18 protein-coding genes are annotated in these 25,201 nt (G+C 70.8%); 13 read left to right on the top strand and 5 right to left on the bottom strand.

Annotation, left to right across the window (positions count from 1 at the left end):
• Nucleotides 1-7 precede the first annotated feature (7 nt).
• The 3 genes from TNCT6_RS04220 (at nucleotide 8) to TNCT6_RS04210 (ending at nucleotide 4,446) form a co-directional block, all read left to right on the top strand.
• A complete protein-coding gene (locus TNCT6_RS04220; protein WP_172632801.1) occupies nucleotides 8-1,483 on the top strand; it encodes a cellulose binding domain-containing protein in 1,476 nt (491 codons plus the stop codon).
• A 141-nt stretch (nucleotides 1,484-1,624) separates the two neighbouring features.
• Nucleotides 1,625-3,343, top strand: coding sequence for a glycoside hydrolase family 6 protein (locus tag TNCT6_RS04215; RefSeq protein ID WP_141356681.1), 1,719 nt, complete (start codon nucleotides 1,625-1,627; stop codon nucleotides 3,341-3,343).
• A gap of 176 nt (nucleotides 3,344-3,519) precedes the next feature.
• Nucleotides 3,520-4,446 carry a trans-aconitate 2-methyltransferase gene (locus tag TNCT6_RS04210; protein WP_141356679.1) on the top strand — a complete coding sequence of 309 codons (927 nt, stop codon included), beginning with the start codon at nucleotides 3,520-3,522 and terminating at the stop codon, nucleotides 4,444-4,446.
• A 169-nt stretch (nucleotides 4,447-4,615) separates the two neighbouring features.
• Here TNCT6_RS04210 and TNCT6_RS04205 read toward each other — a convergent pair whose 3' ends face one another.
• From TNCT6_RS04205 to TNCT6_RS04190, 4 genes are all read right to left on the bottom strand, one after another.
• Nucleotides 4,616-5,251: a glycoside hydrolase family 75 protein gene (locus TNCT6_RS04205; RefSeq protein WP_141366086.1), complete on the bottom strand. Its 636-nt coding sequence runs from the start codon at nucleotides 5,249-5,251 to the stop codon at nucleotides 4,616-4,618.
• 179 nt (nucleotides 5,252-5,430) lie between these two features.
• Entirely contained in the window at nucleotides 5,431-6,267 is an 837-nt protein-coding gene (locus TNCT6_RS04200; RefSeq protein ID WP_141356677.1) for an aldo/keto reductase, read from the bottom strand.
• 166 nt (nucleotides 6,268-6,433) lie between these two features.
• The gene (locus TNCT6_RS04195) at nucleotides 6,434-8,260 is read right to left on the bottom strand and encodes a long-chain fatty acid--CoA ligase (RefSeq protein WP_141356675.1); all 1,827 of its coding nucleotides are present in this window, start codon (nucleotides 8,258-8,260) and stop codon (nucleotides 6,434-6,436) included.
• Between the two features lie 305 nt (nucleotides 8,261-8,565).
• On the bottom strand, nucleotides 8,566-9,438 hold the full coding sequence (locus TNCT6_RS04190; protein ID WP_141356673.1) for a LysR substrate-binding domain-containing protein: 873 nt from the start codon (nucleotides 9,436-9,438) through the stop codon (nucleotides 8,566-8,568).
• A 203-nt stretch (nucleotides 9,439-9,641) separates the two neighbouring features.
• Here TNCT6_RS04190 and TNCT6_RS04185 point away from each other — a divergent pair, with 203 nt between their 5' ends.
• A complete protein-coding gene (locus tag TNCT6_RS04185) occupies nucleotides 9,642-10,661 on the top strand; it encodes a bile acid:sodium symporter family protein (protein WP_253266381.1) in 1,020 nt (339 codons plus the stop codon).
• A gap of 57 nt (nucleotides 10,662-10,718) precedes the next feature.
• Here the strand turns inward: TNCT6_RS04185 and fdhD are convergent, their stop codons facing one another.
• Nucleotides 10,719-11,567, bottom strand: coding sequence for a formate dehydrogenase accessory sulfurtransferase FdhD (gene fdhD, locus TNCT6_RS04180; RefSeq protein WP_141356669.1), 849 nt, complete (start codon nucleotides 11,565-11,567; stop codon nucleotides 10,719-10,721).
• Between the two features lie 337 nt (nucleotides 11,568-11,904).
• Between fdhD and TNCT6_RS04175 the strand changes: the two genes are divergently transcribed.
• The 9 genes from TNCT6_RS04175 (at nucleotide 11,905) to TNCT6_RS04135 (ending at nucleotide 25,060) form a co-directional block, all read left to right on the top strand.
• Entirely contained in the window at nucleotides 11,905-12,852 is a 948-nt protein-coding gene (locus tag TNCT6_RS04175) for a beta-ketoacyl-ACP synthase III (RefSeq protein ID WP_141356667.1), read from the top strand.
• A gap of 236 nt (nucleotides 12,853-13,088) precedes the next feature.
• Nucleotides 13,089-13,766, top strand: a complete 678-nt coding sequence (locus tag TNCT6_RS04170; protein ID WP_141356665.1) for a GntR family transcriptional regulator — start codon at nucleotides 13,089-13,091, stop codon at nucleotides 13,764-13,766.
• 258 nt (nucleotides 13,767-14,024) lie between these two features.
• A complete protein-coding gene (locus TNCT6_RS04165) occupies nucleotides 14,025-15,206 on the top strand; it encodes an ROK family transcriptional regulator (protein ID WP_141356663.1) in 1,182 nt (393 codons plus the stop codon).
• Between the two features lie 374 nt (nucleotides 15,207-15,580).
• Complete coding sequence (locus tag TNCT6_RS04160; RefSeq protein WP_141356661.1) at nucleotides 15,581-17,137, top strand: sugar ABC transporter ATP-binding protein; 1,557 nt, start codon at nucleotides 15,581-15,583, stop codon at nucleotides 17,135-17,137.
• A complete protein-coding gene (locus TNCT6_RS04155; protein WP_141356659.1) occupies nucleotides 17,134-18,180 on the top strand; it encodes an ABC transporter permease in 1,047 nt (348 codons plus the stop codon). The genes TNCT6_RS04160 and TNCT6_RS04155 overlap by 4 nt, the downstream gene beginning before the upstream one ends.
• Before the next feature lie 50 nt (nucleotides 18,181-18,230).
• The gene (locus TNCT6_RS04150) at nucleotides 18,231-19,271 is read left to right on the top strand and encodes a substrate-binding domain-containing protein (protein ID WP_141356657.1); all 1,041 of its coding nucleotides are present in this window, start codon (nucleotides 18,231-18,233) and stop codon (nucleotides 19,269-19,271) included.
• A gap of 79 nt (nucleotides 19,272-19,350) precedes the next feature.
• Nucleotides 19,351-20,571 (top strand): Gfo/Idh/MocA family protein, encoded by a 1,221-nt coding sequence (locus tag TNCT6_RS04145; protein WP_141356655.1) that lies wholly within the window; start codon nucleotides 19,351-19,353, stop codon nucleotides 20,569-20,571.
• A 12-nt stretch (nucleotides 20,572-20,583) separates the two neighbouring features.
• Nucleotides 20,584-21,585 carry a sugar phosphate isomerase/epimerase gene (locus TNCT6_RS04140; protein ID WP_141356653.1) on the top strand — a complete coding sequence of 334 codons (1,002 nt, stop codon included), beginning with the start codon at nucleotides 20,584-20,586 and terminating at the stop codon, nucleotides 21,583-21,585.
• A 319-nt stretch (nucleotides 21,586-21,904) separates the two neighbouring features.
• Complete coding sequence (locus tag TNCT6_RS04135) at nucleotides 21,905-25,060, top strand: ThuA domain-containing protein (RefSeq protein WP_172632800.1); 3,156 nt, start codon at nucleotides 21,905-21,907, stop codon at nucleotides 25,058-25,060.
• The last annotated feature ends 141 nt before the right edge of the window (nucleotides 25,061-25,201 follow it).

Genomic DNA, 25,201 nt, shown 5'->3' with positions numbered 1-25,201 from the left:
GTCGCTCATGCGACACCCCCCGCGTTCAGTCCTTTTAGCCATCGCCGGTGCGGTCGCGCTCGTCGGGAGCGTGGTCGTGCCGGCCGTCACGGCGCACGGAGCTGCACCCGCGTGCACGGTGGAGTACACCGTCACCAATCAGTGGGACGCCGGCTTCCAGGGCGACGTGAAGATAACCAACAACAAGGCTCCGATGAGCAGTTGGAGTCTCACTTTCGACTTCGCGGGCGGTCAGAAGGTCACCCAGGGCTGGAATGCGAAGTGGTCCCAGTCCGGTACGACGGTGACCGCCGCCAACGAGAGCTACAACGGTTCGCTCGGCACCGGCGCGAGTGTCAGCGCGGGTTTCCTCGGCTCCAGGTCGGGGAGCAATCCCGTGCCGACGGCGTTCAAGCTCAACGGCACCACCTGCAACGTCGACTCGGAGCCGTCCACACCTCCGACGGATCCGCCGCCGACCGGTGACGGCAAGGCACCCGCCCTGCACGTCTCCGGCAGCAAGCTGGTCGACGCCGCCGGGAAGAATCGCCGGCTGCTCGGGGTCAACCGCTCCGGCGGCGAGTTCATGTGCGTCCAGGGCTACGGCATCTGGGACGGCCCCGTGGACGACGCCGCGATCAAGGCGATCGCCGACTGGAAGGCGAACGCCGTCCGTATCCCCCTCAACGAGGAGTGCTGGCTGGGTCTTTCCAACATCAAACCGCAGTACGCGGGCGCCAACTACATCAACGCGGTCAAGGAGCTGGTGGCCCGGGTCGAGGCGCACGGCATGACCCCGATCGTCGAACTGCACTGGACCTACGGCCAGTACACCGGCAACTCGGCGGGCTGCTCCGACGTCCACGCCACCTGCCAGAAGCCGATGCCCGACGCCCAGTACACCCCGTCGTTCTGGTCCTCGGTCGCCGGCACCTTCAAGGGTGACCAGGCCGTCGTCTTCGACCTGTTCAACGAGCCCTATCCGGACCGGGCGACCTCCAGTCTCACCGACGCCTGGAAGTGCTGGCGCGACGGCGGCACCTGTCCGGGCATCGGGTACCAGGTCGCCGGCATGCAGAGTCTCGTCGACTCGATCCGCGGTGCCGGGGCCAAGAACGTCATCCTCGCCGGTGGTCTCGCGTACTCCAACGACCTCGGCCAGTGGCTCACCTACCGGCCCAGCGACCCGACCGGCAATCTGGGCGCCTCCTACCACGTCTACAACTTCAACACCTGCTCCAGCGCGAGCTGCTGGAACTCCACCCTCGCCCCGGTCGCGGCCCAGGTGCCGCTGGTGGCCGGGGAGATCGGCGAGAACACCTGCTCGCACGGATTCATCGACCAGGTCATGAAGTGGTTCGACGACCGTGGCCTGTCCTACCTGGGCTGGACCTGGAACACCTGGGACTGCTCCTCCGGGCCGTCCCTGATCTCCGCCTACGACGGTACGCCCACGGCGTTCGGTGCCGGGCTGCGCGATCACCTGCGCGCCCTCAGCCCCTGAGTCCCTCCTCGCACGTCCGAGTCCGCAACTCCACGTCCACAACCCCGAGTCCGCACGTCTCTTTCCGAAAGGCCGAAAGGCCGAAAGTCCGAAAGCCCCCCATCCGCAAGTCACGTTCGAAAGAAGGAGCACTTCGCACTCATGAGCCGCACCAGAACATCGATACTCGCCGCCATGGCCCTGGTGGCCGGGGCCACGGGGACGGCGCTGACCGCCGCACCCGCCAGTGCCGCCGTCCCCTGTACCGTCGACTACAAGGTCAACCAGTGGGACAGCGGCTTCACCGCCGATGTCACCGTCAAGAACAACGGCGCCGCCAAGTCGAGTTGGTCGCTGAAGTGGACCTACGCCGGTAACCAGAAGGTCACCAGCGGCTGGAACGCGAAGGTCAGCCAGAGCGGTGCCAACGTCACCGCGGCCAACGAGACCTACAACGCCAGCCTCCCGACGGGCGGTTCCGTCAACTTCGGCTTCCAGGGCACCTACAGCGGCACCAACGCGATCCCGGCCTCCTTCAGCCTCGACGGTGTCACCTGCAACGTCGACAACGGCGGCGGCGACCCCGGCGGCGGTGACCCGGGCGGCGGCAACCCCGGCGGCGGCAACGGAAGCCGGGTCGACAACCCGTACGTCGGCGCCAAGGTGTACGTGAACCCGGAGTGGTCCGCGAAGGCCGCCGCGGAGCCGGGCGGCAGCCGCGTCTCCAACCAGCCGACCGGCGTCTGGCTCGACCGCATCGCCGCGATCAACGGCGTGAACGGCGGCATGGGTCTGCGCGCCCACCTCGACGAGGCCCTGAAGCAGAAGGGCACCGGCGAGGAGGTCGTCCAGGTCGTCGTCTACGACCTGCCGGGACGCGACTGCGCGGCCCTCGCCTCCAACGGCGAGCTCGGCCCGACGGAGATCGACAAGTACAAGACGCAGTTCATCGACCCGATCGCGGCCATCCTCGGCGACTCCAAGTACTCCTCGCTGCGGATCGTCACCACCATCGAGATCGACTCGCTGCCGAACCTGGTCACCAACACCAGCGGCCGCGCCACCGCCACACCGCAGTGCGACACCATGAAGGCCAACGGCAACTACGTCAAGGGCGTCGGCTACGCACTGGCCAAGCTCGGCAAGATCCCGAACGTCTACAACTACATCGACGCCGGACACCACGGCTGGATCGGCTGGGACGACAACTTCGGCCCGTCGGCCGACATCTTCAAGCAGGCGGCCACCAGCGAGGGCGCGTCCGTCAACGACGTGGCCGGCTTCATCACCAACACGGCCAACTACAGTGCCCTGAAGGAGAACAACTTCTCGATCACCGACCAGGTGAACGGCGTCTCGGTGCGCCAGTCCAAGTGGGTGGACTGGAACCAGTACGTCGACGAGCTGTCGTTCGCGCAGGCCTTCCGAAACAAGCTCGTCTCGGTCGGCTTCAACTCCAACATCGGCATGCTGATCGACACCTCCAGGAACGGCTGGGGCGGCTCGGCGCGTCCGGCCGGTCCAGGCGCCAAGACGAGCGTGGACACCTATGTCGACGGCGGGCGTTACGACCGCCGCGTGCACATGGGCAACTGGTGCAACCAGGCGGGCGCCGGGCTCGGTGAGCGTCCGAAGGCGGCCCCGGCCGCCGGCATCGACGCCTACGTGTGGATGAAGCCCCCGGGGGAGTCCGACGGTTCCAGCTCGGCCATCTCGAACGACGAGGGCAAGGGCTTCGACCGCATGTGCGACCCGACCTACGGTGGCAACGCCCGCAACGGCAACAGCGCGTCGGGCGCGCTGCCGAACGCTCCGGTCTCCGGGCACTGGTTCTCCGCCCAGTTCCAGGAGCTGATGAAGAACGCGTACCCGGCTCTGTGATCTGAGGCGATCCGCCGGGGCCGGCCCTGCCGGGCGGCCCCGGCGGGCGGTGAACGGCTCCTCCCCGCGGCCGGGGGGCACCTGCCCCCGGCCGTTTTGCCGCCTCGGCAACAGGAGTGGCCCTCTCCCGGTGCGGCGGCGCAGGCTGGCCGCACCGGACAAGAGAGGCTGATCACATGGCGCACCAACCCCGCGGACACCACGACCACGAGGGGGCTCACCCCGGCCGGCACGACCACCACGGCCACGGCCACGGTCACACCGACATCGACTGGGCCGTCATGGCTCCGCTGCTCGAAGCCCAGGCGGAGCTGTTCGCGCCCCTGTACGGGAAGGTCATGGCGTGGCTGGGGGAGCAGGCGCCCGAGCCCGGCCTGGTCGTCGACGCCGGCAGCGGGCCGGGTGTGATCTCCGGCCTCTTCGCCGAGGCGTTCCCGAGTGCGCGGGTCGTCGCGGTGGACGGTTCCGAGCCGCTGCTGGAGCGGGCCCGGGCCCGGGCCGCCCGCCTCGGCCTGGCCGATCGCCTCGGCACTCTCACCGGTGAACTCCCCGACGTGCTGGACGAGTTGGAGTACCCGGCGGATCTGTTGTGGGCCGGCAACAGCCTGCACCACCTGGGCGACCAACGGGCCGCCCTCGCCGCGTTCGCCGAGCGGCTGGCGCCCGGCGGCACGCTCGCCCTGCTGGAGGGCGGTCTGCCCGCCCGGTTCCTGCCCCGCGACCTCGGCATCGGCCGACCGGGCCTCCAGGCGCGTCTCGACGTGGTGCAGGAGGACTGGTTCGCGCGCATGCGGGCGGAGTTGCCGGGCTCGGTCGCCGAGACCGAGGACTGGCCGGCGCTGCTGGCGTCCGCGGGACTGAAGCCCAGCGGCACCCGCAGCTTCCTGCTCGACCTGCCCGCCCCGGTCTCCGATCCGGCCCGCGCCTATGTCGCCGCCGACCTGAACCGGCTTCGCGAGTCCCTGGAGAGCGGCGTCGACGACGAGGACCGTGCCACCCTCGACCGGCTCCTCGACCCCGAGGACGAGGCGAGCGTGCACCGCAGGAGCGACCTCTTCGTGCTCAAGGCGTACACGGTGTACACGGGGGTGCGGACCGGCTGAGCCGCAGGGGCACGGCGGTTGCTCGGCGCCGGGCACCGGGGGGCCGTCGCCGGACGCGGCGAGCGGCGGCTCCGTGACTTCGCCGGGGCGGATCGTGCCGGCCGGCAGGGGCGTGGGGGTGGTGACCCCGAGGCCGGCCCGGCTCAGCCGTCCCTCCGGCTCTCCTGGCTCAGTTGGCGGCGATGAACTCCCTCGCCAGCCGCTCGCCGAGCGTGACCGCCGCGCTGTGGCTCTCGATCGGCGAGGCCCGGGAGTTCCTGAACAGGATGTACGTCACGCCGGAGTCGACGCCGCCGGTGACCGGGTCCGGGTTGATGCCGAGGGCCTTGGCGGTGGCGTACGAGGCCTCACCGATGATCTTCGAGGGGCCGGTGTCGCCGACGACCGCGTACTCGACCCTGTTGTTGTGGATCACGGCCACGACGCTGCCGCCCCTGATGCCGGATCCGGCGTAGTTCCAGATGCCGCTCGGGCTCGGGACCACGACGTACGGCAGCGACTCGGACTTGAGCGGCCGGCCGTCGGACTGGTGGAAGGCCGTGTCGTTCTGGAACCAGGGGTCGATCTTCTCATTGCAGTGGGTGGTGCGCTGGCCGTCGCAGTCGATGTCCATGTCGGCCTTCCAGAACACCGCACCGTTCTTGCCGCACACGGGGACCGTGGCCGAAGCGCCCGCGTTCGTGCGGTACTTGCCGTTGGATATCTGCCGGCAGGTCCTCACCTTGGCGAGCAGGTCGGCGGCGCCGACCGAGCCCTCCCGTACGGACCGGGGTCCGGTGGCGCCGGCGGCGTGCGCGGGGAGCATTCCAGTGGTGAGCAGGGCCGCGCTCAGGGCCGTGGCGAGGGGCGGTCTTCGTATGTGCACTGCGGGCTCCTTCTGTCAGGAAAGTTTCCTTACCGGGAGGTGCGTTCCAACAGCGACGAAGCGCGTCGCGCCCCGGAACCGCCGGGCAGTGGTCCGGGGCGCGCCGTGGGCCGGCCGGGTCAGGCCATGTCGAACTTCGCCGGGTCCGGGCCCAGGCGCCGGTCCTCGTTCAGGGCGCTGATCGCCGCGAGGTCCTCGTCGTCCAGGCTGAAGTCGAAGACCTCGATGTTCTCCCGGATCCGGGAGGGCGTCACGGACTTCGGGATCACGACGTTGCCGAGCTGGAGGTGCCAGCGCAGCACGATCTGGGCGGGCGTGCGGTTGTGCTTCTGTGCGATCGCCACGATCGCCGGGACCTCCAGGAGGCCCTTGCCCTGGCCGAGCGGCGACCAGGCCTCGGTGGCGATGCCCTGCTCCGCGTGGTACTCGCGGGCGGCGTGCTGCTGGAGGTGCGGGTGCAGCTCGATCTGGTTGACCGCCGGGATCACCGAGGTTTCGGCGATCAGGCGCTCCAGGTGCTCCGGAAGGAAGTTGGAGGTGCCGATCGCCCGGATGCGCCCGGCCGCGTGCAGCTTCTCGAACGCCTTGTAGGAGTCGACGAACTTCCCCCGGGCCGGCGTCGGCCAGTGGATCAGGTAGAGGTCCACGTACTCCAGGCCGAGCTTGGACAGCGACGCGTCGAAGGCGCGCAGCGTGGAGTCGTATCCCTGGTCGCTGTTCCAGAGCTTGGTGGTGACGAAGACCTCCTCGCGCGGGATGCCGGATGCGGCGATGGCCTTGCCGGTGCCCTCTTCGTTGCCGTAGATCGCCGCTGTGTCGACGCTGCGGTACCCGACCTCCAGCGCGGTGGCGACGGCCCGCTCCGCCTCGTCGTCCGGCACCTGCCAGACGCCGAAGCCCAGCTGGGGCATCTCGACGCCGTTGTTGAGGATGATCGGGGGGACCTTGCTGCTCACGAGCTTCTCGATCCTTCGCTTGTCGTCGTGTGTCGGTCCCATCGTCAACGATCACGAGCCTGATCGCATTCCTGAGCGGCCGTTCCGGCCGGAACCGTCTGGAACCTGCCGGAACCGGCCGGAACCTGCTGGAAACGGCCGGGCGGCTGGGGCGGTGCGGCCCGGCTCAGATCCGGTACAGCGCCTCCACCTCGTCGGCGTACGCGTTCTCGATGGCCTTGCGCTTGAGCTTCAGGGACGGGGTCAGCAGGCCGTGCTCCTCGGTGAACGGCTGGGCGAGGATACGGAAGGTGCGGATCGACTCGGCCTGGGAGACCAGCGTGTTGGCGGCGACCACCGCTCGGCGGACCTCCGTCTCCAGGTCGGGGTCGTGCACCAGCCGGGCCGCCGGCATCCGCGGCTTGCCGCGCATCTGGAGCCAGTGCTCGACGGCCTCCGTGTCGAGGGTGACCAGCGCGGCGACGTAGGGGCGGTCGTTGCCGACGACGATGCACTGGGAGACCAGCGGGTGGTCGCGCACCCGCTCCTCCAGCACGCCCGGCGCCACGCTCTTGCCGCCGGAGGTCACCAGGATCTCCTTCTTGCGGCCGGTGATCGTCAGATAGCCGTCCTCGTCGAGGGAGCCGAGGTCGCCGGTGGCCAGCCAGCCGTCGTGCAGGGTCGCATCGGTGGCCTTCTTGTTGTGGAGGTAGCCCTGGAAGACGTTGTCGCCGTGCAGCCAGATCTCACCGTCGTCGGCGATGTGCACGGTGCTGCCCGGGATGGGCTGCCCCACCGTGCCGTAGCGGGTGCGCTCGGGCGGGTTGGCGGTGGCCGCCGCAGTGGACTCGGTCAGCCCGTAGCCCTCGTAGATCTGCACCCCGGCGCCCGCGAAGAACAGGCCGAGCCGGCGGTCCATCGCCGAGCCGCCGGACATCGCGTTGCGGATCCTGCCGCCCATGGCGGCGCGCACCTTGGAGTACACGAACTTGTCGAAGAACTGGTGCTGCATCCGCAGTCCGGCCGAGGGGCCGGGGCCGATGCCCCACGCCTTGGCCTCGACGGCGTCCGCGTACTTCACGGCGACCTCGACGGCCTTCTCGAACGGACCGTCCCTGCCCTCCTTCTCCGCCTTGCGGCGGGCGGCGCCGAACACCTTCTCGAAGATGTACGGCACCGCCAGGATGAACGTCGGCCGGAACGCCTGGAGGTCGGGCAGCAGCGCGGAGGCGCTCAGCTGCGGCTGATGGCCGAAACGGACCTTGCCGCGGATCGCGGCGACCTCCACCATCCGGCCGAAGACGTGGGCGAGCGGCAGGAACAGCAGCGTCGCCGCCTCGTCGCCCTTCCTGCTGTGGAACACCGGCTCCCAGCGCTCGATCACCGTGTCCGACTCGTACATGAAGTTGCCGTGCGACAGCACGCAGCCCTTGGGCCGGCCGGTGGTGCCGGAGGTGTAGATGACGGTCGCGACCGAGTCCGGGGTCACCGCCTCCCGGTGCCGGTGCACCACGTCGTCGTCGATGTGCCCGCCCGCGTCGTACAGCTGCTGCACGACGCCGGTGTCCAGCTGCCACAGCTGGCGCAGCCGCGGGAGCCGGTCGATGACGGTGGCGATCGTCATCGCGTGCTCCTCGTGCTCCACGACCGCCGCCGTGACCTCCGCGTCGTACAGCATCCAGAAGCACTGCTCGGCCGAGGAGGTGGGGTAGAGCGGTACCACCTGGGCGCCGATCGTCCACAGCGCGAAGTCGAACAGCGTCCACTCGTAGCGGGTACGGGACATGATCGCGACGCGGTCGCCGAAGCGGATGCCCTGGGCGAGCAGGCCCTTGGCGAGGGCCAGCACCTCGTCGCGGAACTCGGCGCAGGTCACATCCCGCCACCTGCCGAACTCGTCCTTGCGGCCGAGCGCGATGTGGAGCGGATCGTCCAGCGCATGCTGGAAGACGACGTCGGCCAGTCCGCCCACCGGCGGTGGCAACGTCGACGGAGGGCTGGTGAACTCGCGCAAACCCCGCTCCCGTTCCTTGTGACGCTCCGCACAGCGCCGTGAAAGCTACCCCAGCGCGGCGGGGGACGGGAGGGCCCGCGAAGGCGGGCAGCGCCTCGGGGGACGCCGGAAAATGCGCTCACAAGGGGAAGGGTCGGACAGGATTTCCCACGGATCAGTAAGTTTCGGTGCCGTTATCTCCACCGAATCTGTACGGCCCGATTACGGCCCTCGGAACCGGCCGGCCCGACGGCCGCGGCGACCGCCGTGAACAAGCCAGGCGCCGGTCTCGGCGACGGCCCTCGACGACCCGGACCGGTCGCGGTCTAGCCGACTCCGCGCCGGTGGAGGCGGTCGCCGCTGGTCAGGATGGCCGTGGCCAGGGCGTCGGCCGCGTGGTGGGGCGTGTCGTGACGGCGGCCGTGGACGAGGACGAAGTCGACTCCGCCCAGTTCCGGCAGGCCCGCGCGGTCCGGGACGCGCGCCAGGCCAGGCGGGATCAGGCCACGGGAGTGGGCCATCACACCGAGGCCCGCGCGGGCGGCGGCGACCAGCCCGTTGAGGCTGCCGCTGGTGCAGGCGACGCGCCACGGCCGGCCCTGGCGCTCCAGGGCCTCCAGGGCGAGGGCCCGGGAGATGCCCGGCGGCGGGTAGACGATGAGCGGCACCGGGCGGTCGGGGTCCAGGCGCAGCCGCTCGGCGCCGATCCAGACCAGGCGGTCGCGCCAGACCGGCTCGCCGTGCGGGTCCTCGGGGCGCCGCTTGGCCAGCACCAGGTCGAGCTTTCCGGCGGCGAGCTGCTCGTGCAGGGTGCCCGACAGCTCCACCGTCAACTCCAGGTCGACCTCGGGATGCTCGTAGCGGAAGCCCTCCAGGATCTCCGGCAGCCGGGTCAGCACGAAGTCCTCCGACGCGCCGAACCGCAGCCGGCCGCGCACCCGGGCGCCGGTGAAGAACGCCGTCGCCTGCTCGTGCACCTGGAGGATCCGGCGCGCGAAGCCCAGCATGGCCTCGCCGTCCTCGGTCAGCTCCACCGAGTGGGTGTCGCGGGTGAACAGCAGCCTGCCGGTCGCGTCCTCGAGACGGCGCACGTGCTGGCTGACGGTCGACTGGCGCAGCCCGAGCCGCCGGGCCGCCCCCGTGAAGCTGAGGGTCTGGGCCACGGTCAGGAAGGTGCGCAGCTGGGCGGGGTCGTACACGAGGCACAGCCTACCGCGGTTATCGCGCAACACGATGACAGTCAGAGCGGTATGACGGATTCCCGATCGATCTCGGAGGGAGCACGATGGAGAGGGGATCCGTCGGCCTGCGAAACGGGCCGCACGGGCGCGACGGTGCCCGTACCGAACCGAACAGCACGAGCAAGTGGAGCACCGTGAAACGCCTGCGCAGGACGAACCGGCTGCCGATCGACCCGTACATCGTCCTGCTGTTGGCGACGGTGGGCATCGCGGCACTCCTCCCGGCCCGCGGCACGGCCGCCCATGCGGCCTCGGGCGCCTCGACCGCCGCGATCGCCCTGCTGTTCTTCCTCTACGGCGTCCGGCTGTCCACCCGTGAGGCGCTGGACGGCCTGAAGCACTGGCGGCTGCATGTCACGGTCCTGGCCTGCACCTTCCTGATCTTCCCGCTGCTCGGCCTCGCCGCCGGCGGACTCGTCCCGGTGCTGCTGAACCAGCCGCTCTACCACGGCCTGCTCTTCCTCACCCTGGTCCCGTCGACCATCCAGTCGTCGATCGCGTTCACCTCCATCGCCCGCGGCAACGTGCCCGCCGCGATCTGCGCCGGCTCCTTCTCCTCCCTGGTCGGCATCATCCTGACCCCGCTGCTCGCGGCGGCGCTGCTCGGCAACAGCGGCGGTGGCTTCTCCGGGCACTCGCTGGTCACGATCGTGGTGCAACTGCTCGTGCCGTTCGTCGCCGGGCAGGTCCTCAGGCCGTGGATCGGAGGCTTCGTCGCCCGGCACAAGAAGGTCCTCGGGCTGGTCGACCGCGGCTCGATCCTGCTCGTCGTCTACACTGCGTTCAGCGAGGGCATGGTGCGCGGCATCTGGCACCAGGTCAGTCCCGTACGGCTCGGCGGGCTGCTCGTCGTCGAGGCCCTGCTGCTCGCCGTGATGCTCGCCCTGACCTGGTACGGCACACGGGCGCTGGGCTTCTCCCGCGAGGACCGCATCGCGGTGCAGTTCGCGGGCTCGAAGAAGTCGCTGGCCTCCGGGCTGCCCATGGCGAGCGTCCTGTTCGGCGCCCATGCCTCGCTCGCCGTGCTGCCGCTGATGCTCTTCCACCAGATGCAGCTCATGGTGTGCGCGGTGATCGCCAAGCGCCGGGCGCGGGACCCCGAGGCGCGGCAGGAGGGCGCCGAGCGGGCGCCGTCGGCGGCGTCACGCACCGCGGTCGGCACGGCGCCCCGTCCTCGTTGACAGGTCCTCGTTGACAGGTTCCCGTTGACAGGTCTCCGTTGTCGACCGCGGGGCGGCTCAGCCGTGGGCGGCCGCCTCCCGCAGGGCTATCCTCTCCGCGCCCGCGTACACGTTCATGGAGCTGCCCCGCAGGAAGCCCACCAGCGTCAGTCCCGTCTCCGCGGCCAGGTCCACCGCCAGGGACGACGGCGCCGAGACGGCCGCCAGCACCGGGATACCCGCCATGACGGCCTTCTGGGCCAGCTCGAAGGAGGCGCGGCCGGAGACCAGCAGGATCCTGCGGGACAGGGGCAGGTCGCCGTTCTGCAGGGCGCGGCCGATCAGCTTGTCGACCGCGTTGTGCCGGCCCACGTCCTCCCGTATGTCCAGCAGTTCGCCGTCCTCGGTGAACAGGGCCGCCGCGTGCAGTCCGCCGGTGCGGTCGAAGACGCGCTGGGCGGCCCGCAGCCGGTCGGGCAGGCTCGCCAGCAGCTCGGGCCCGACCCGCAGCGGAGGCGTGTCGGAGATCGGCCAGCGGGCCGTCGTACGGACCGCGTCCAGGCTCGCCTTGCCGCACAGGCCGCACGACGAGGTCGTGTACACGTTGCGTTCGAGGGTGATGTCGGGCAGGACGACGTCCGGCGCGGTCTTCACGTCCACCACGTTGTACGTGTTCGAGCCGTCCGCCGTCGCGCCCGCGCAGTACACGATGTTCACCAGGTCGGACGTGGCGGCCAGCACGCCCTCGCTCACCAGGAAACCGGCCGCCAGCGCGAAGTCGTCGCCCGGTGTGCGCATGGTGATCGCGAGCGGCTTGCCGTTCAGGCGGATCTCCAGCGGCTCCTCGGCGACCAGTGTGTCGGGACGGGACGAGACGGCTCCGTCCCGGATGCGGATCACCTTGCGTCGTTCCGTGACTCGTCCCATGTCCTGATCAGCCCCGGTTCTGTGCGCTCTCCGGCCGAAGCGGCCCCGACGATCTCATTGTCCTGCACGCGCGGCAGGGGATCTCGGCGGGAGAACCCCGCCCCCCGCCCATGGCGGCCGTGACCTCTCCAAAGAGCCGCCTGAATACTGTCGACGATGTATTGTCTGCCGCACGCCGCCACCGGGGCAAGGGCCCCCGGCCGTGAGGGCGGGCGTCCCTCTGACAGAAGCCGACAAGCGGGGACCGTCAATCCTGTGACTTCACCTGCCGCGTTACCCGTGAGTCACTGATCAGACTGGTGAATCCCGCTACCCACGGCCACAAGGGGGATCACCCATGAACGGCTCGCGCATCACCGCCGTCGGTCACTACCAGCCCGCCAAGGTGCTCACCAACGAGGACCTGGAGGGCATCGTGGCGACCAGCGACGAGTGGATCAGGAGCCGGGTGGGCATCCGTACCCGGCACATCGCCGCGCCCGACGAGCCGGTCGACGAGCTCGCCGCGCACGCCGCCGCCAAGGCGCTCGCGGCGGCCGGCCTCGCGCCCGCCGACATCGACCTGGTGCTGGTCGCCACCTCCACGGCCACGGACCGCTCCCCGAACACCGCCGCCCGCGTCGCCGCCCGGCTCGGCGTGCCGCGGCCGGCCGCGATGGACGTCAACGTCGTGTGCGCGGGCTTCACCCACGCCCTGGCCACCGCCGACCACACCGTGCGCGCCGGTGCCGCGACCCGCGCCCTGGTCATCGGGGCCGACAAGATGACCGACGTGACCGACTGGACCGACCGCACGACCTGCGTGCTCGTCGGCGACGGGGCGGGGGCCGTCGTCGTCGAGGCCTGCCGGCCGGGCGAGGAGCCCGGGATCGGGCCGGTGCTGTGGGGCTCGGTGCCCGAGATGGGGCACGCGGTGCGGATCGAGGGCACGCCCCCGCGGTTCGCGCAGGAGGGGCAGAGCGTCTACCGGTGGGCCACCACGCAGCTGCCGCCACTGGCCCGGCAGGCCTGCGAGCGGGCCGGATTCGCGCCCGAGGAACTCGCCGCGGTCGTCCTGCACCAGGCCAACCTGCGCATCATCGAGCCGCTCGCCGCGAAGCTGGGGGCCGTCAACGCCGTCGTCGCCCGCGACGTCAGCGAGTCCGGCAACACCTCGGCCGCGAGCATCCCGCTGGCCCTGTCCAAGCTCGTCGAACGGGGCGAGGTGACCACCGGTGACCCGGTGCTGCTGTTCGGCTTCGGCGGCAATCTGTCCTACGCCGGGCAGGTCGTGCGCTGCCCGTGAACGGCGACCCCGTCCTCGCCCGGTGGGTGGGAGGGGTTCACGCGCGCGGGCCTCACGCGCGTGTGTGCCTCACGCGCGTGTGTGCGTCGCGCGTGGGGGTGACGCGCGCGACATCCGCCGATCGTGGCGACTGTGCATCGTAGACTGTAGACGAACGGCGATCGATGCTCCGCCCGAGTGTCAAGGACCCGGGTGTCCGCCCGCTGCGCGCGCGCCCGGCCGAGGAGGGGACCGCGATGTTGTCGACAGGACTGCCGCAGGGGGCGGTGCCCAGGCTCGAGCGCCCCGGCCCACTGCGTGAGCGCGTCTACGAAGCCTTGCTGGAGCTCATCACCACCCGCGCCCTCCAGCCGGGACGGCACCTCGTCGAGAGCGAACTCGCCGGGCACCTCGGTGTCTCCCGGCAGCCGGTGCGCGAGGCGCTCCAGCGGCTGAACACCGAGGGGTGGGTCGATCTGCGGCCCGCCCAGGGCGCCTTCGTGCACGAGCCGACGGAGGAGGAGGCCGACCAACTCCTCGGTGTGCGCATGCTCCTGGAGGCCGAGGCGGCCCGCCTCGCCGCCGCGAACGCGGACCGCGACGGCGTCACCGCCCTGGAGGAGCTGGTGGCGCAGGGGTTCGAGGCCGTCGCCGCCGACGACGTGGACACGGCCGTCGCCCTGAACGCCCGCTTCCACGCCAAGATCGTGGAGCTGGCCGGCAACGCGGTGCTCGCCGAGCTGGCCGCCCAGGTCGACCGCCGGGTGCGCTGGTACTACACGCCGGTGGCCCGGCAGCGCGGCCGCCAGTCCTGGATCGAGCACCGCGAGCTCATCGAGGCGATCGCCGACCGCGACGAGCAGCGCGCGACCCGTCTAATGCGCGAGCACACGGAGCACACCCGCAGGTCGTACCACGGCCAGGCCAAGCCCTGACCCCACCCGTCGAGCCCTGATCCCACGGGCCGTGCCCTGCCCCGACGAGCCCCGCCCCGACCTCATGAGGGCCGGCCCGGGGTCCCGCTCGGCGCCGCCAACTTTGTCCTGTCGGTGGGGAAAGTTGGCGGCAATCCATGCGCAACTTCTTCCCAGTTCCGGCAGTCGCTGCTACGTTCCTCTCTCAAGCAAGCGGTCAAGTGGCCGGAATCCCTTGCGCACAGGCCGAATTGAGGCGGGGAGGGGCATGTGAGACGTATGACGGCACGACCCGCCAACACACACCAGGCCCGGCTGCTGAAGCTGCTGCGCGACGGGGGACCCAGCTCCCGGGCACAGCTCGGCGACCGCGTCGAGCTGTCCCGGTCGAAGATGGCCGTGGAGGTGGACCGGCTCCTGGAGACAGGACTGGTCGTCGCCGACGGACTCGCCGCCTCGCGCGGCGGCCGCCGCTCCCACAACGTCCGGCTCGCCCCCGAACTGCGGTTCCTGGGCGTCGACATCGGCGCGACCTCGGTCGACGTCGCGGTCACCAACGCCGAACTGGAAGTGCTCGGACACCTCAACCAGCCGCTGGACGTACGCGAGGGACCCGTCGCGGTCTTCGAGCAAGTCCTCGCCATGGCAGCCAAGTTGCGGATGTCGGGGCTCGCGGAGGGCTACGACGGCGCCGGCATCGGCGTCCCCGGTCCCGTCCGCTTCCCCCAGGGCGTCCCCGTGGCACCCCCGATCATGCCGGGCTGGGACGGCTTCCCCGTACGGGAGGCGCTCAGCCAGGAACTCGGCTGCCCGGTCATGGTCGACAACGACGTGAACCTCATGGCGATGGGGGAGCAGCACGCGGGCGTCGCCCGCTCCGTGGGCGACTTCCTCTGCGTCAAGATCGGCACCGGCATCGGCTGCGGCATCGTCGTCGGCGGCGAGGTCCACCGCGGAACGACCGGCAGCGCGGGCGACATCGGGCACATCCAGGCCGTGCCCGACGGACGCCCCTGTGTCTGCGGCAACCGGGGCTGCCTGGAGGCCCACTTCAGCGGGGCGGCCCTGGCCCGTGACGCGCTGGAGGCGGCCCAGCAGGGCCTGTCGGCCGAACTGGCGGCCCGGCTGGAGACGAACGGCACCCTCAGCGCCGCCGACGTGGCCGCCGCGGCCGCCGCGGGCGACGCCACCTCGCTCGGCCTGATCCGGGAGGGCGGCACCCGCACCGGCCAGGTCATCGCCGGACTGGTCTCCTTCTTCAACCCCGGCCTGGTGGTGATCGGCGGTGGGGTCACCGGCCTCGGCCACACCCTGCTCGCCGCGATCCGTACCCAGGTCTACCGCCAGTCGCTGCCCCTGGCGACCGGCAACCTGCCCATCGTCCTGGGCGAGTTGGGGCCCGCCGCCGGAGTCATCGGCGCGGCCCGGCTCATCAGCGACCACCTGTTCTCGCCGGCCTGACCGGCGCGCACCACCCCGCACCACCGGCACGTCCCGCACCACCGGCACACAGCACGGCACCACCGGCACGTCCCGCACCACCAGAGCACGCACCTCGGCACCACCGGCACGTCCCGCGGACAGTACGTCCGCGCACCCGTACGTCCGCACACCACCAGCACGTTCCGAGCACCGGCACGCATCACGTCGACCGGCGCGCCCGCACCCCGCGTACCCCAGCCCCGCACACCCCCGAGTACCCGCACACCCGAGTACCCGCACCTCCCCGTACCCCGACACCCCAGCACACGCCGCGTACCGCGCACCGGCACCGGTACGCCCCGCGTACGTCAGCCCTGCCCTGAGACCGGCCGTATCCGCCGAGGGGAACCACCATGGCCCCAGAACCACCCCTGCTCAGCATGTCCGGCATCACCAAGTCGTTCCCCGGAGTCCGTGCCCTGGACGGAGTCGACCTGGAGGTCCTGGCCGGAGAGGTCCACTGCCTGCTCGGCCAGAACGGCGCCGGGAAGTCCACCCTCATCAAGGTCCTCGCCGGGGCCCACCAGCCCGACGACGGGAAGATCACCTGGCGGGGCGAGCCCATCACCCTGAAGTCCCCGATCGCGGCCATGAGCCTGGGCATCGCCACCATCTACCAGGAACTCGACCTGGTGGGACACCTGTCCGTGGCCGAGAACGTCTTCCTCGGCCACGAACCCGTCACCGCCGGCTTCGTCGTCCGCGGCCGCGAGGCCCGCTCCGCCACCGCCGGCCTCCTCAAGCGGCTCGGCCACCCCGAGATCGACCCGGCCCGGCTCGTCGGCGACCTCTCCGCGGCCCAGCAGCAGGTCGTCTCCATGGCCCGGGCCCTCTCCCACGACGTCCGGCTCATCGTGATGGACGAACCGTCCGCCGCCCTCGACCCGGACGAGGTCGACAACCTCTTCCGCATCGTCGGCGACCTCACCGCCGACGGCGTCGCCGTCGTCTACATCTCCCACCGCCTGGAGGAGATCCGCCGCATCGGCGACCGGGTCACCGTCCTCAAGGACGGCCGCGCCGTCGCCGGCGGCCTGCCCGCCGAATCCACCCCGACACGCGAGATCGTCTCCCTGATGACGGGCCGCAACGTCGAGTACGTCTTCCCGCCGCGTCCCGCGTACTCCACCGAGTACCCCGCGCCCGTCCTCACCGTCGAAGGTCTCGCCCGTGACGGTGAGTTCGCCCCCCTCGACCTCGAACTGCGGCCCGGCGAGATCGTCGGCCTCGCCGGACTCGTCGGCTCCGGCCGCTCCGAGATCCTGGAGACCATCTACGGCGCCCGCAGGCCCAGCGCGGGCCGCGTCCTCGTCGACGGCACACCGCTGCGTCCCGGCAGCGTGCGCTCCGCCGTCCGCGCCGGACTCGGGCTCGCCCCCGAGGAACGCAAGGCCCAGGCCCTGCTGATGCTGGAGTCCGTCACCCGCAACGTCAGCGTCTCCACGCTGTCGCGCTTCGCCCGCGGCGGCTGGCTCGACCGGCGCGCCGAACGGAACGCGGCCCGGCAGGCCACCCGCGAACTCTCCCTGCGCCCCGACAACCCCGACGCCCCGGTGCGCACCCTCTCCGGCGGCAACCAGCAGAAGGCGGTCCTCGCCCGCTGGCTGCTGCGCGGCTGCCGCGTCCTGCTCCTCGACGAACCCACCCGCGGCGTCGACGTCGGCGCCCGCGCCGAGCTGTACGCGGTGGTGCGCCGCCTCGCCGACGAGGGCCTGGCCGTCCTCCTGGTCTCCAGCGAGGTGCCCGAGGTGCTCGGCCTCGCCGACCGCGTCCTGGTGCTCCGCGAAGGGCGCGTCGTCCACACGGCACCCGCCCGGGAACTGGACGAACACCGCGTACTCGACCTGGTCATGGAAGGAAGCCCCGTGTCCACGCAGTCCGTAACCGAGGAAGGGAGCGCGACGTCATGACGCAGCCCGCCACCCCGGCCCAGCAGGGCGGACCCGACGCCGGGCCGCCCCCCACCGCCCGCGCGGACGCCCCGGCCGGCGGCGCCGGCCCGCTGCGCGTCCTGTGGGCGCGCGCCGACGTGCGCACCCTGTCGCTGCTCGGCGTGCTCGCCGTCCTCGTCCTCATCGGCGGCATCACCAAACCCGACCAGTTCCTGGACACCCGCAACCTGCAACTGGTGCTCACCCAGGCGTCCATCATCGGCGTCGTCACCGTCGGGATGACCTTCGTCATCATGAGCGGCGGCATCGACCTGTCCGTCGGCGCGATCGTCGGCCTCGCCTCCGTGTGGGCCACCACCGTCGCCACCCAGGAGTACGGCTTCGTGGGCGTGCTGTTCACGGCGGTGCTCGTCGGCGTCGGCTGCGGACTCGTCAACGGCGTCCTCATCGCGTACGGCGGCATGGTCCCTTTCATCGCCACCCTCGCCATGCTCGCCTCCGCGCGCGGACTCGCCCTGCAGATCACCGGTGGCAAGACCCAGATCGTCACCATCGACGGCATCCTGAGCCTCGGCGAACGCGACTCCTACGTCCTCGGCGTGCCGCCGCTGGTCCTCGTCTTTGCCGCCGTCACCGTCATCGGCTGGCTCGTGCTGAACCGCACCACGTTCGGGCGGCGCACCGTCGCCGTCGGCGGCAACGCGGAGGCGGCCCGCCTGGCGGGCATCGACGTCCGCCGCCAGCGCCTCTACCTCTACCTGCTGTCCGGACTGTGCTGCGGCATCGCGGCCTTCCTGCTGATCGTCCTGGCCGGCTCCGGCCAGAACACCAACGGCAACCTGTACGAACTCGACGCCATCGCCGCCGCGATCATCGGCGGGACCCTGCTGAGCGGCGGCCGGGGCACCATCGTCGGCTCCGTCCTCGGCGTCCTCATCTTCATCACGATCAGCAACATCTTCGCCCTGAACAACCTCCAGAGCGACGTCCAGCAGATCGCCAAGGGCGCCATCATCGTCGCCGCCGTCCTCGTGCAGCGGCGCACCGCCTCCACCACGTAGCCCAGCCGAACCGCCCGCTCCGTACGGCCCTCAACGGAAAGGCCATCGCCATGCCTCAGATACCGAGCCGCAGAGGTCTGCTCTTCGGCGGCGCCGCCGTCGGCGCCACCGCCTTCCTCGCCGCCTGCACCAGCAACGAGCCCAAGAACGACAAGCCCGCGGCGAACGACAAGCCCGCCGCCGACAACACGCCCGGCAAGGCCGTCACCATCGGCTTCGCCGGCCCGCAGGCCGACCACGGCTGGCTCAACGCGATCAACGAGAACGCCAAGAGCCGCGCCAAGACGTACTCCGACGTCACCCTGGAGATCACCGAGGGCTCCAACGACACGGCCGCGCAGATCGGGCAGATCGAGACCCTCATCAACAAGAAGGTCGACGTCCTGGTGATCCTGCCCGCCGACGGCAAGGCACTCACCCAGGTCGGTCTGAAGGCGATGCGCGCGGGCATCCCCGTCGTCAACCTCGACCGGGTCTTCAACTCCCCGCAGGCGTACCGCTGCTGGATCGGCGGCGACAACTACGGGATGGGCTTCAACGCCGGGCAGTACATCGGCGAGAAGCTCAAGGGCAAGTCGAACGCGAAGGTCGTCGAACTCGCCGGCCTCGACAACCTGGAGCTGACCAAGCAGCGCACCCAGGGCTTCGACGACGCGCTGAAGAACTACTCCAACATCACCAAGGTGGCCCGCCAGGCCGCCGAGTTCACCGTCGAGTCCGGCCAGTCGAAGATGGCCCAGCTCCTCCAGGCGCAGAAGCAGATCGACGCGCTGTGGAACCACGACGACGACCAGGGCGTCGGCGCGCTGCGCGCCATCGAGCAGGCCGGGCGCGACGAGTTCCTCATGGTCGGCGGCGCCGGCGCGCTCTCCGCGTTCGAAGAGATCAAGCAGGACAAGGGCGTTCTGAAGGCCACCGTGCTGTACCCGCCCACCATGGCCGCGTCCGCGATCGACCTGGCCCGGGCGCTGGGCCAGGGCAAGGGCGTGTCCGGCATGGCGGAGTTCGAGATCCCGGCGTCCATCACGTTGTACTCGGCCGTGGTCGACAAGACCAACGTCGACCAGTACATGCCCACCGGCTTCAAGTGATGGGCGCTGCCAACCCCCCACATCGCAATCACGGCGTCGGGAACGCCGCTGCGAACGTTTACGAGAAGGAGTTATCGGTATGGGCCTGAAGGGACAGTCGGAGCAGGCCGAGAGCGAGCCCGCGGCCGGAAAGCCTCCGCTGCGTGTCGGCATGGTCGGCTACGCCTTCATGGGCGCCGCCCACTCCCAGGGATGGCGCACCGTGGGCCGCGTCTTCGACCTGCCGCACCGGCCCGTACTGGCCGTCGTCGCCGGACGTGACGGGGCGGCCGTGCGAGGCGCGGCCGCCCGGCTCGGCTGGGCCGACGCCGAGACCGACTGGCGCGCTCTGATCGCCCGCGACGACGTCGACATCGTCGACATCTGCACCCCGGGCGACAGCCACGCGGAGATCGCCGTGGCCGCCCTGGAGGCGGGCAAGCACGTGCTCTGCGAGAAGCCCCTCGCCAACTCGGTCGAGGAGGCACGGGAGATGACCGAGGCGGCCGAGCGGGCGCGGGCCCGCGGTCAGGTCGCCATGGTCGGCTTCAACTACCGGCGGCTGCCCGCGACCGCCCTGGCCCGCCGCATGGTCGCCGAGGGCCGCCTCGGCACCCTGCGGCACGTACGGGTCAGTTACCTCCAGGACTGGCTCGTCGACCCGGAGTTCCCGCTGACCTGGCGGCTGCGCAAGGACTCGGCGGGCTCCGGTGCCCTCGGCGACCTGGGCGCCCACATCGTCGACCTCGCCCAGTACCTCGCGGGCGAGCCGATCACGGGGGTGTCCGCGGTCACCGAGACCTTCGTCCGGGAGCGTCCGCTGCCGGCCGGGGCGGCGGCCGGGCTCAGCGGCATCGGCGGCAGCGGCCGGGGGGAGGTCACCGTCGACGACGCGGCCCTGTTCACCGCCCGGTTCGGCTCGGGCGCGCTCGCCTCCTTCGAGGCGACCCGGTTCGCCTCCGGCCGCAAGAACGCGCTGCGCATCGAACTCAACGGGGCCCAGGGCTCGCTCGCGTTCGACCTGGAACGGCTCAACGAGCTCTCGTACCACGACCACACCGAACCCGGGGTCAGCGCCGGCTTCCGGCGAATCCTCGTCACCGAACCCGACCACCCCTACCTCGAGGCCTGGTGGCCGCCGGGCCACGGACTCGGCTACGAGCACAGCTTCGTCCACCAGGCCCGCGACCTGGTGCTCGCGATCGCCGCGGGCACCGCGCCCGAACCGTCCTTCGCCGACGGGCTCCAGGTCCAGCGGGTCCTGGCCGCCGTCGAGGAGAGCGCGGCGAAGAATTCCCTCTACACGCCCGTCCCGGTCTAGGGAGGCCCGGTCATGTCACGCTCGTTCACCCTGTTCACCGGCCAGTGGGCCGACCTCCCGCTGGAGGAGGTCTGCCGGCTGGCCCGCGACTTCGGCTACGACGGACTCGAACTGGCCTGCTGGGGAGACCATTTCGAAGTCGACAAGGCGCTGGCCGACCCGGCCTACCTCGACGGGCGGCGCGCGCTGCTCGACAAGTACGGCCTCAAGTGCTGGGCCATCTCCAACCACTTGGTCGGCCAGGGGGTCTGCGACCACCCGATCGACGAGCGCCACCGCGGCATCCTGCCGGCCCGGATCTGGGGCGACGGGGAGCCCGAGGGCGTACGGCAGCGGGCCGCCGCCGAGCTCAAGGACACGGCGCGGGCGGCGGCGGCGTTCGGCGTCGACACCGTCATCGGGTTCACCGGCTCCTCGATCTGGCACCTGGTCGCGATGTTCCCGCCGGTGCCGCCGGGCATGATCGAACGCGGCTACCAGGACTTCGCCGACCGGTGGAACCCGATCCTCGACGTGTTCGACGCCGAGGGCGTCCGCTTCGCGCACGAGGTGCACCCCGGCGAGATCGCGTACGACTACTGGACCACCCGGCAGGCCCTGGACGCGGTGGACAACCGGCCCGCGTTCGGGCTGAACTTCGACCCGAGCCACTTCGTCTGGCAGGACCTCGACCCGGTCGGCTTCCTGTACGACTTCCGGGACCGGATCTACCACGTGGACTGCAAGGAGGCCCGCAAGCGCCTCGACGGGCGCAACGGCCGCCTCGGCTCGCACCTGCCGTGGGGCGATCCCCGGCGCGGCTGGGACTTCGTCTCCGCCGGGCACGGTGACGTCCCGTGGGAGGACGTCTTCCGCATGCTCCGGTCCATCGACTACACCGGCCCCGTCTCGGTGGAGTGGGAGGACGCCGGCATGGACCGGCTCCAGGGCGCCCCCGAGGCGCTGCGGAGGCTCAGGGAGTTCGACTTCGACCCGCCGAGCGCGTCGTTCGACGCGGCTTTCGGCAGCGATTAGCTCCGCCGGCCGGCGGAGCGGAGCGCTGTTTCGGGCTTTGTCCGTCGGCGGCTGCGGGTCCGTTGTGGCTGGTCGCGCAGTTCCCCGCGCCCCCTCGGGGGTGGCGCGGGGCGCCACCCGTCGGTTCGGCATGCCCGGAAACCGCTTTGTCCTCACGCTGGAAAAAGTTCAACTTCTCTGTTGTGCAAGGGCTATCCGACTCCGACAAAGCCAGCTACGGTCCCGGAGTTGTACAGGTCACGCACATCTCCGGGGTGACGGCGCGCCCCGGCACATCGCAACCGCCCCGTACGACCCCCACCCTCCCGGAGGGATCTTCGTGCACAGGAAACGTCCCAGATTCCACAAGGCACTCGCGCTTCTTACCGGTTCACTCCTCGCGGGCAGCTCGCTCGCGCTCGCCGCGCCGCCGGCGAGCGCCTCCGACCCCGGCGCCGCCAAGCCGGCCGCCGCGGCCGCCGAGGACTTCCAGCAGATCACTCTCGCCAAGGGCGCCCCCGAGGTCGGCGAGCCGATGTCGCTGGCCGTCCTCCCGGACCGCAGCGTGCTGCACACCTCCCGCGACGGCACCCTGCGCCTGACCGACGCGCAGGGCACCACGTCCGTCGCGGGCAAGCTGGCCGTCTACGACCACGACGAGGAAGGGCTCCAGGGCATCGGGATCGACCCCGACTTCGCCGAGAACCGCTTCGTCTACCTCTACTACGCGCCGCCGCTGAACACCCCGGCCGGCGACGCCCCCGAGAACGGCACCGCCGCCGACTTCGCCCCCTTCGACGGCGTCAACCGGCTCTCCCGCTTCGTCCTGAAGCAGGACGGCACCCTCGACACGGCCAGCGAGAAGAACGTCCTCGAGGTCAAGACGTCCCGCGGCATGTGCTGCCACGTCGGCGGCGACATCGACTTCGACAAGGACGGCAACCTCTACCTTTCGACCGGCGACGACTCCAACCCGTTCGCCTCCGACGGCTACACCCCGATCGACGAGCGGTCGACCCGGAACCCGGCGTTCGACGCCCAGCGCACCTCGGGCAACACCAACGACCTGCGGGGCAAGATCCTGCGGATCAAGGTCAAGCCGGACGGCTCCTACGACATCCCCGAGGGCAACCTCTTCGCCCCGGGAACCCCGAAGACCCGTCCCGAGATCTACGCGATGGGCTTCCGCAACCCGTTCCGGTTCAGCATCGACAAGCCCACCGGCGCCATCTACATCGGCGAGTACGGCCCGGACGCCGGCTCCGCCAACGCCAACCGCGGCCCCGCCGGCATGGTCGAGTTCAACCGCGTGACCAAGCCCGGCAACTACGGCTGGCCCTACTGCGTCGGCAAGAACGAGGCGTACATCAAGTACGACTTCGCCACCAAGCAGTCCGGCGCGGCCTTCGACTGCTCGGCGCCGAAGAACACCTCGCCGAACAACACAGGCCTGGTCGACCTCCCGCCGGCCCAGCCGGCCTGGATCGACTACGACGGCGGCTCCATTCCCGAGTTCGGCACCGGCTCCGAGTCCCCGATGGGCGGCCCGGTCTACCGCTACGACCCCGACCTGAACTCCGCCGCGAAGTTCCCCGAGGCCTACGACGGGGACTTCTTCGCCGGTGAGTTCGGCCGCCGGTGGATCAAGCGGATCGAGCAGGACGACGACGGCACCGTCAAGTCCATCAACCCCTTCCCCTGGTCCGGCACCCAGGTGATGGACATGGCCTTCGGCCCGGACGGCGCCCTCTACGTCCTGGACTACGGCCTGTCCTGGTTCGGCGGCGACGAGAACTCCGCGCTCTACCGCATCGAGAACGTCACCAACGGCCACGCGCCGACCGTGACCGCCACGTCGGACAAGACCTCCGGCAAGGCGCCCCTGAAGGTGTCCTTCTCCGCGACCGGCGAGGATGCCGACGGTGACGCGCTCACCTACAGCTGGGACTTCGGTGACGGCACCACCGGCACCGGCGCGAAGCCGCAGCACACCTACCGCGCCAACGGCACGTACACCGCCACCGTCACCGTGACGGACCCGAGCGGCTACACCGCCACCGCCAACGTCCATGTGGTCGTCGGCAACACCGCGCCCATCGTCACCTTCCAGAACCCGGCGGACGGCGCCCTGTTCGAGTTCGGTGACACCATCCCGTTCAAGGTGAAGGTCACCGACGCCGAGGACAAGAAGATCGACTGCTCCAAGGTCACCGTCCGCTACATCCTCGGCCACGACAGCCACGGTCACCCGATCACCTCGGCCAACGGCTGCGAGGGCACCCTCGCCGTGCCGGCCGACGGCGAGCACGACCCCAACGCCAACATCTTCGGGGTCCTCGACGCCGAGTACACCGACAACGGCGGTGGTGGCCAGGAAGCACTGACCACCCACGCCCGGATCGTGCTCCAGCCCCGCCACCGGCAGGCCGAGCACTTCAACGCCCAGAGCGGCATCCGCACCTACGACAAGACCGAGGCGCACGGCGGCAAGACCGTCGGCGACATCGACAACGGTGACTGGATCTCGTTCAAGCCGTACAACCTCGAAGGCGCCCAGACGCTCACCGCCCGGGTCTCCTCCGGCGGCGCCGGCGGGTACCTGGAGGTTCGCACCGGAGGGCCGAACGGCACCCTGCACGGCTCCGGGGTCGTCCCGGTGACCGGCGGCTGGGAGACCTTCCAGAACATCGACATCCCGCTCAGCAAGCTGCCGAAGAAGACCACCGAGCTGTACCTGGTCTTCAAGGGCGGTGACGGAGCGCTCTACGACGTCGACGACTTCATGATCTCGGACAAGAAGCCGGCGAAGAACGCCAAGCGGGTCCTCGTCTTCTCCAAGACGGCCGGCTTCCGCCACGACTCCATCGAGACCGGCGTCCAGGCCCTGAAGGACCTCGGCGGGCCGAGCGGCATCACCGTCGACTCCACCGAGGAGGCCAAGCAGTTCACCACCGCCAACCTCGCCCGCTACGACGCCGTCGTCTTCCTCTCCACCACCGGCACCGTCCTGAACGCCGACCAGAAGCAGGCGTTCGAGAAGTACATCGCCGGCGGCGGCGGTTACATGGGCATCCACGCGGCCGCCGACACCGAGTACGAGTGGCCGTTCTACGGCGGCCTGGTCGGCGCGTACTTCGACTCGCACCCGCAGATCCAGAAGGCCACCGTCCGGGTCCCCGAGCACGACCACCCGGCCACCAAGGGCCTCGACGACGCGTGGGACCGCACGGACGAGTGGTACAACTACCGCTCCAACCCGCGTGACCACGCCCGCGTCCTGGCCACCCTGGACGAGAGCACCTACCAGGGCGGCACGATGAACGGCGACCACCCGATCGCCTGGTGCCAGGCCTACCAGGGCGGGCGCTCCTTCTACACCGGCCTCGGCCACACGAAGGAGTCCTACGCCGAGGACGGCTTCCGCAGTCACCTGCTCGGTGGGCTGAAGTACGTCACCGGCCAGGAGAAGGCCGACTGCAAGCCGCGCACCGCCTGATCCAAGGAGAGCCGCCCGCCGAGGGTGCCTGAGACGGCGGCGGGCGGGAGACGCCGGACTCCCGCCCGCCGTCCCCGACCCAACCGGGCCGGCCCGGGCCCCCGATCGGGGGCGCGACGACCCCCGGCCCACCCTCGCCGG

The sequence above is a fragment of the Streptomyces sp. 6-11-2 genome, assembly GCF_006540305.1.
Taxonomy (GTDB): Bacteria; Actinomycetota; Actinomycetes; order Streptomycetales; family Streptomycetaceae; genus Streptomyces.
Note: the sequence above shows the minus strand (reverse complement) of the source record. Positions and strands in the feature narration are given on the sequence as shown.

Coding starts and splice junctions, on each gene's coding strand:
- TNCT6_RS04220 (WP_172632801.1), top strand. CDS start 8: ATGCGACACCCCCCGCGTTCAGTCCTTTTAGCCATCGCCGGTGCGGTC.
- TNCT6_RS04215 (WP_141356681.1), top strand. CDS start 1,625: ATGAGCCGCACCAGAACATCGATACTCGCCGCCATGGCCCTGGTGGCC.
- TNCT6_RS04210 (WP_141356679.1), top strand. CDS start 3,520: ATGGCGCACCAACCCCGCGGACACCACGACCACGAGGGGGCTCACCCC.
- TNCT6_RS04205 (WP_141366086.1), bottom strand. CDS start 5,251: ATGCTCCCCGCGCACGCCGCCGGCGCCACCGGACCCCGGTCCGTACGG.
- fdhD (WP_141356669.1), bottom strand. CDS start 11,567: ATGGGACGAGTCACGGAACGACGCAAGGTGATCCGCATCCGGGACGGA.
- TNCT6_RS04175 (WP_141356667.1), top strand. CDS start 11,905: ATGAACGGCTCGCGCATCACCGCCGTCGGTCACTACCAGCCCGCCAAG.
- TNCT6_RS04170 (WP_141356665.1), top strand. CDS start 13,089: ATGTTGTCGACAGGACTGCCGCAGGGGGCGGTGCCCAGGCTCGAGCGC.
- TNCT6_RS04165 (WP_141356663.1), top strand. CDS start 14,025: ATGACGGCACGACCCGCCAACACACACCAGGCCCGGCTGCTGAAGCTG.
- TNCT6_RS04160 (WP_141356661.1), top strand. CDS start 15,581: ATGGCCCCAGAACCACCCCTGCTCAGCATGTCCGGCATCACCAAGTCG.
- TNCT6_RS04155 (WP_141356659.1), top strand. CDS start 17,134: ATGACGCAGCCCGCCACCCCGGCCCAGCAGGGCGGACCCGACGCCGGG.
- TNCT6_RS04150 (WP_141356657.1), top strand. CDS start 18,231: ATGCCTCAGATACCGAGCCGCAGAGGTCTGCTCTTCGGCGGCGCCGCC.
- TNCT6_RS04145 (WP_141356655.1), top strand. CDS start 19,351: ATGGGCCTGAAGGGACAGTCGGAGCAGGCCGAGAGCGAGCCCGCGGCC.
- TNCT6_RS04140 (WP_141356653.1), top strand. CDS start 20,584: ATGTCACGCTCGTTCACCCTGTTCACCGGCCAGTGGGCCGACCTCCCG.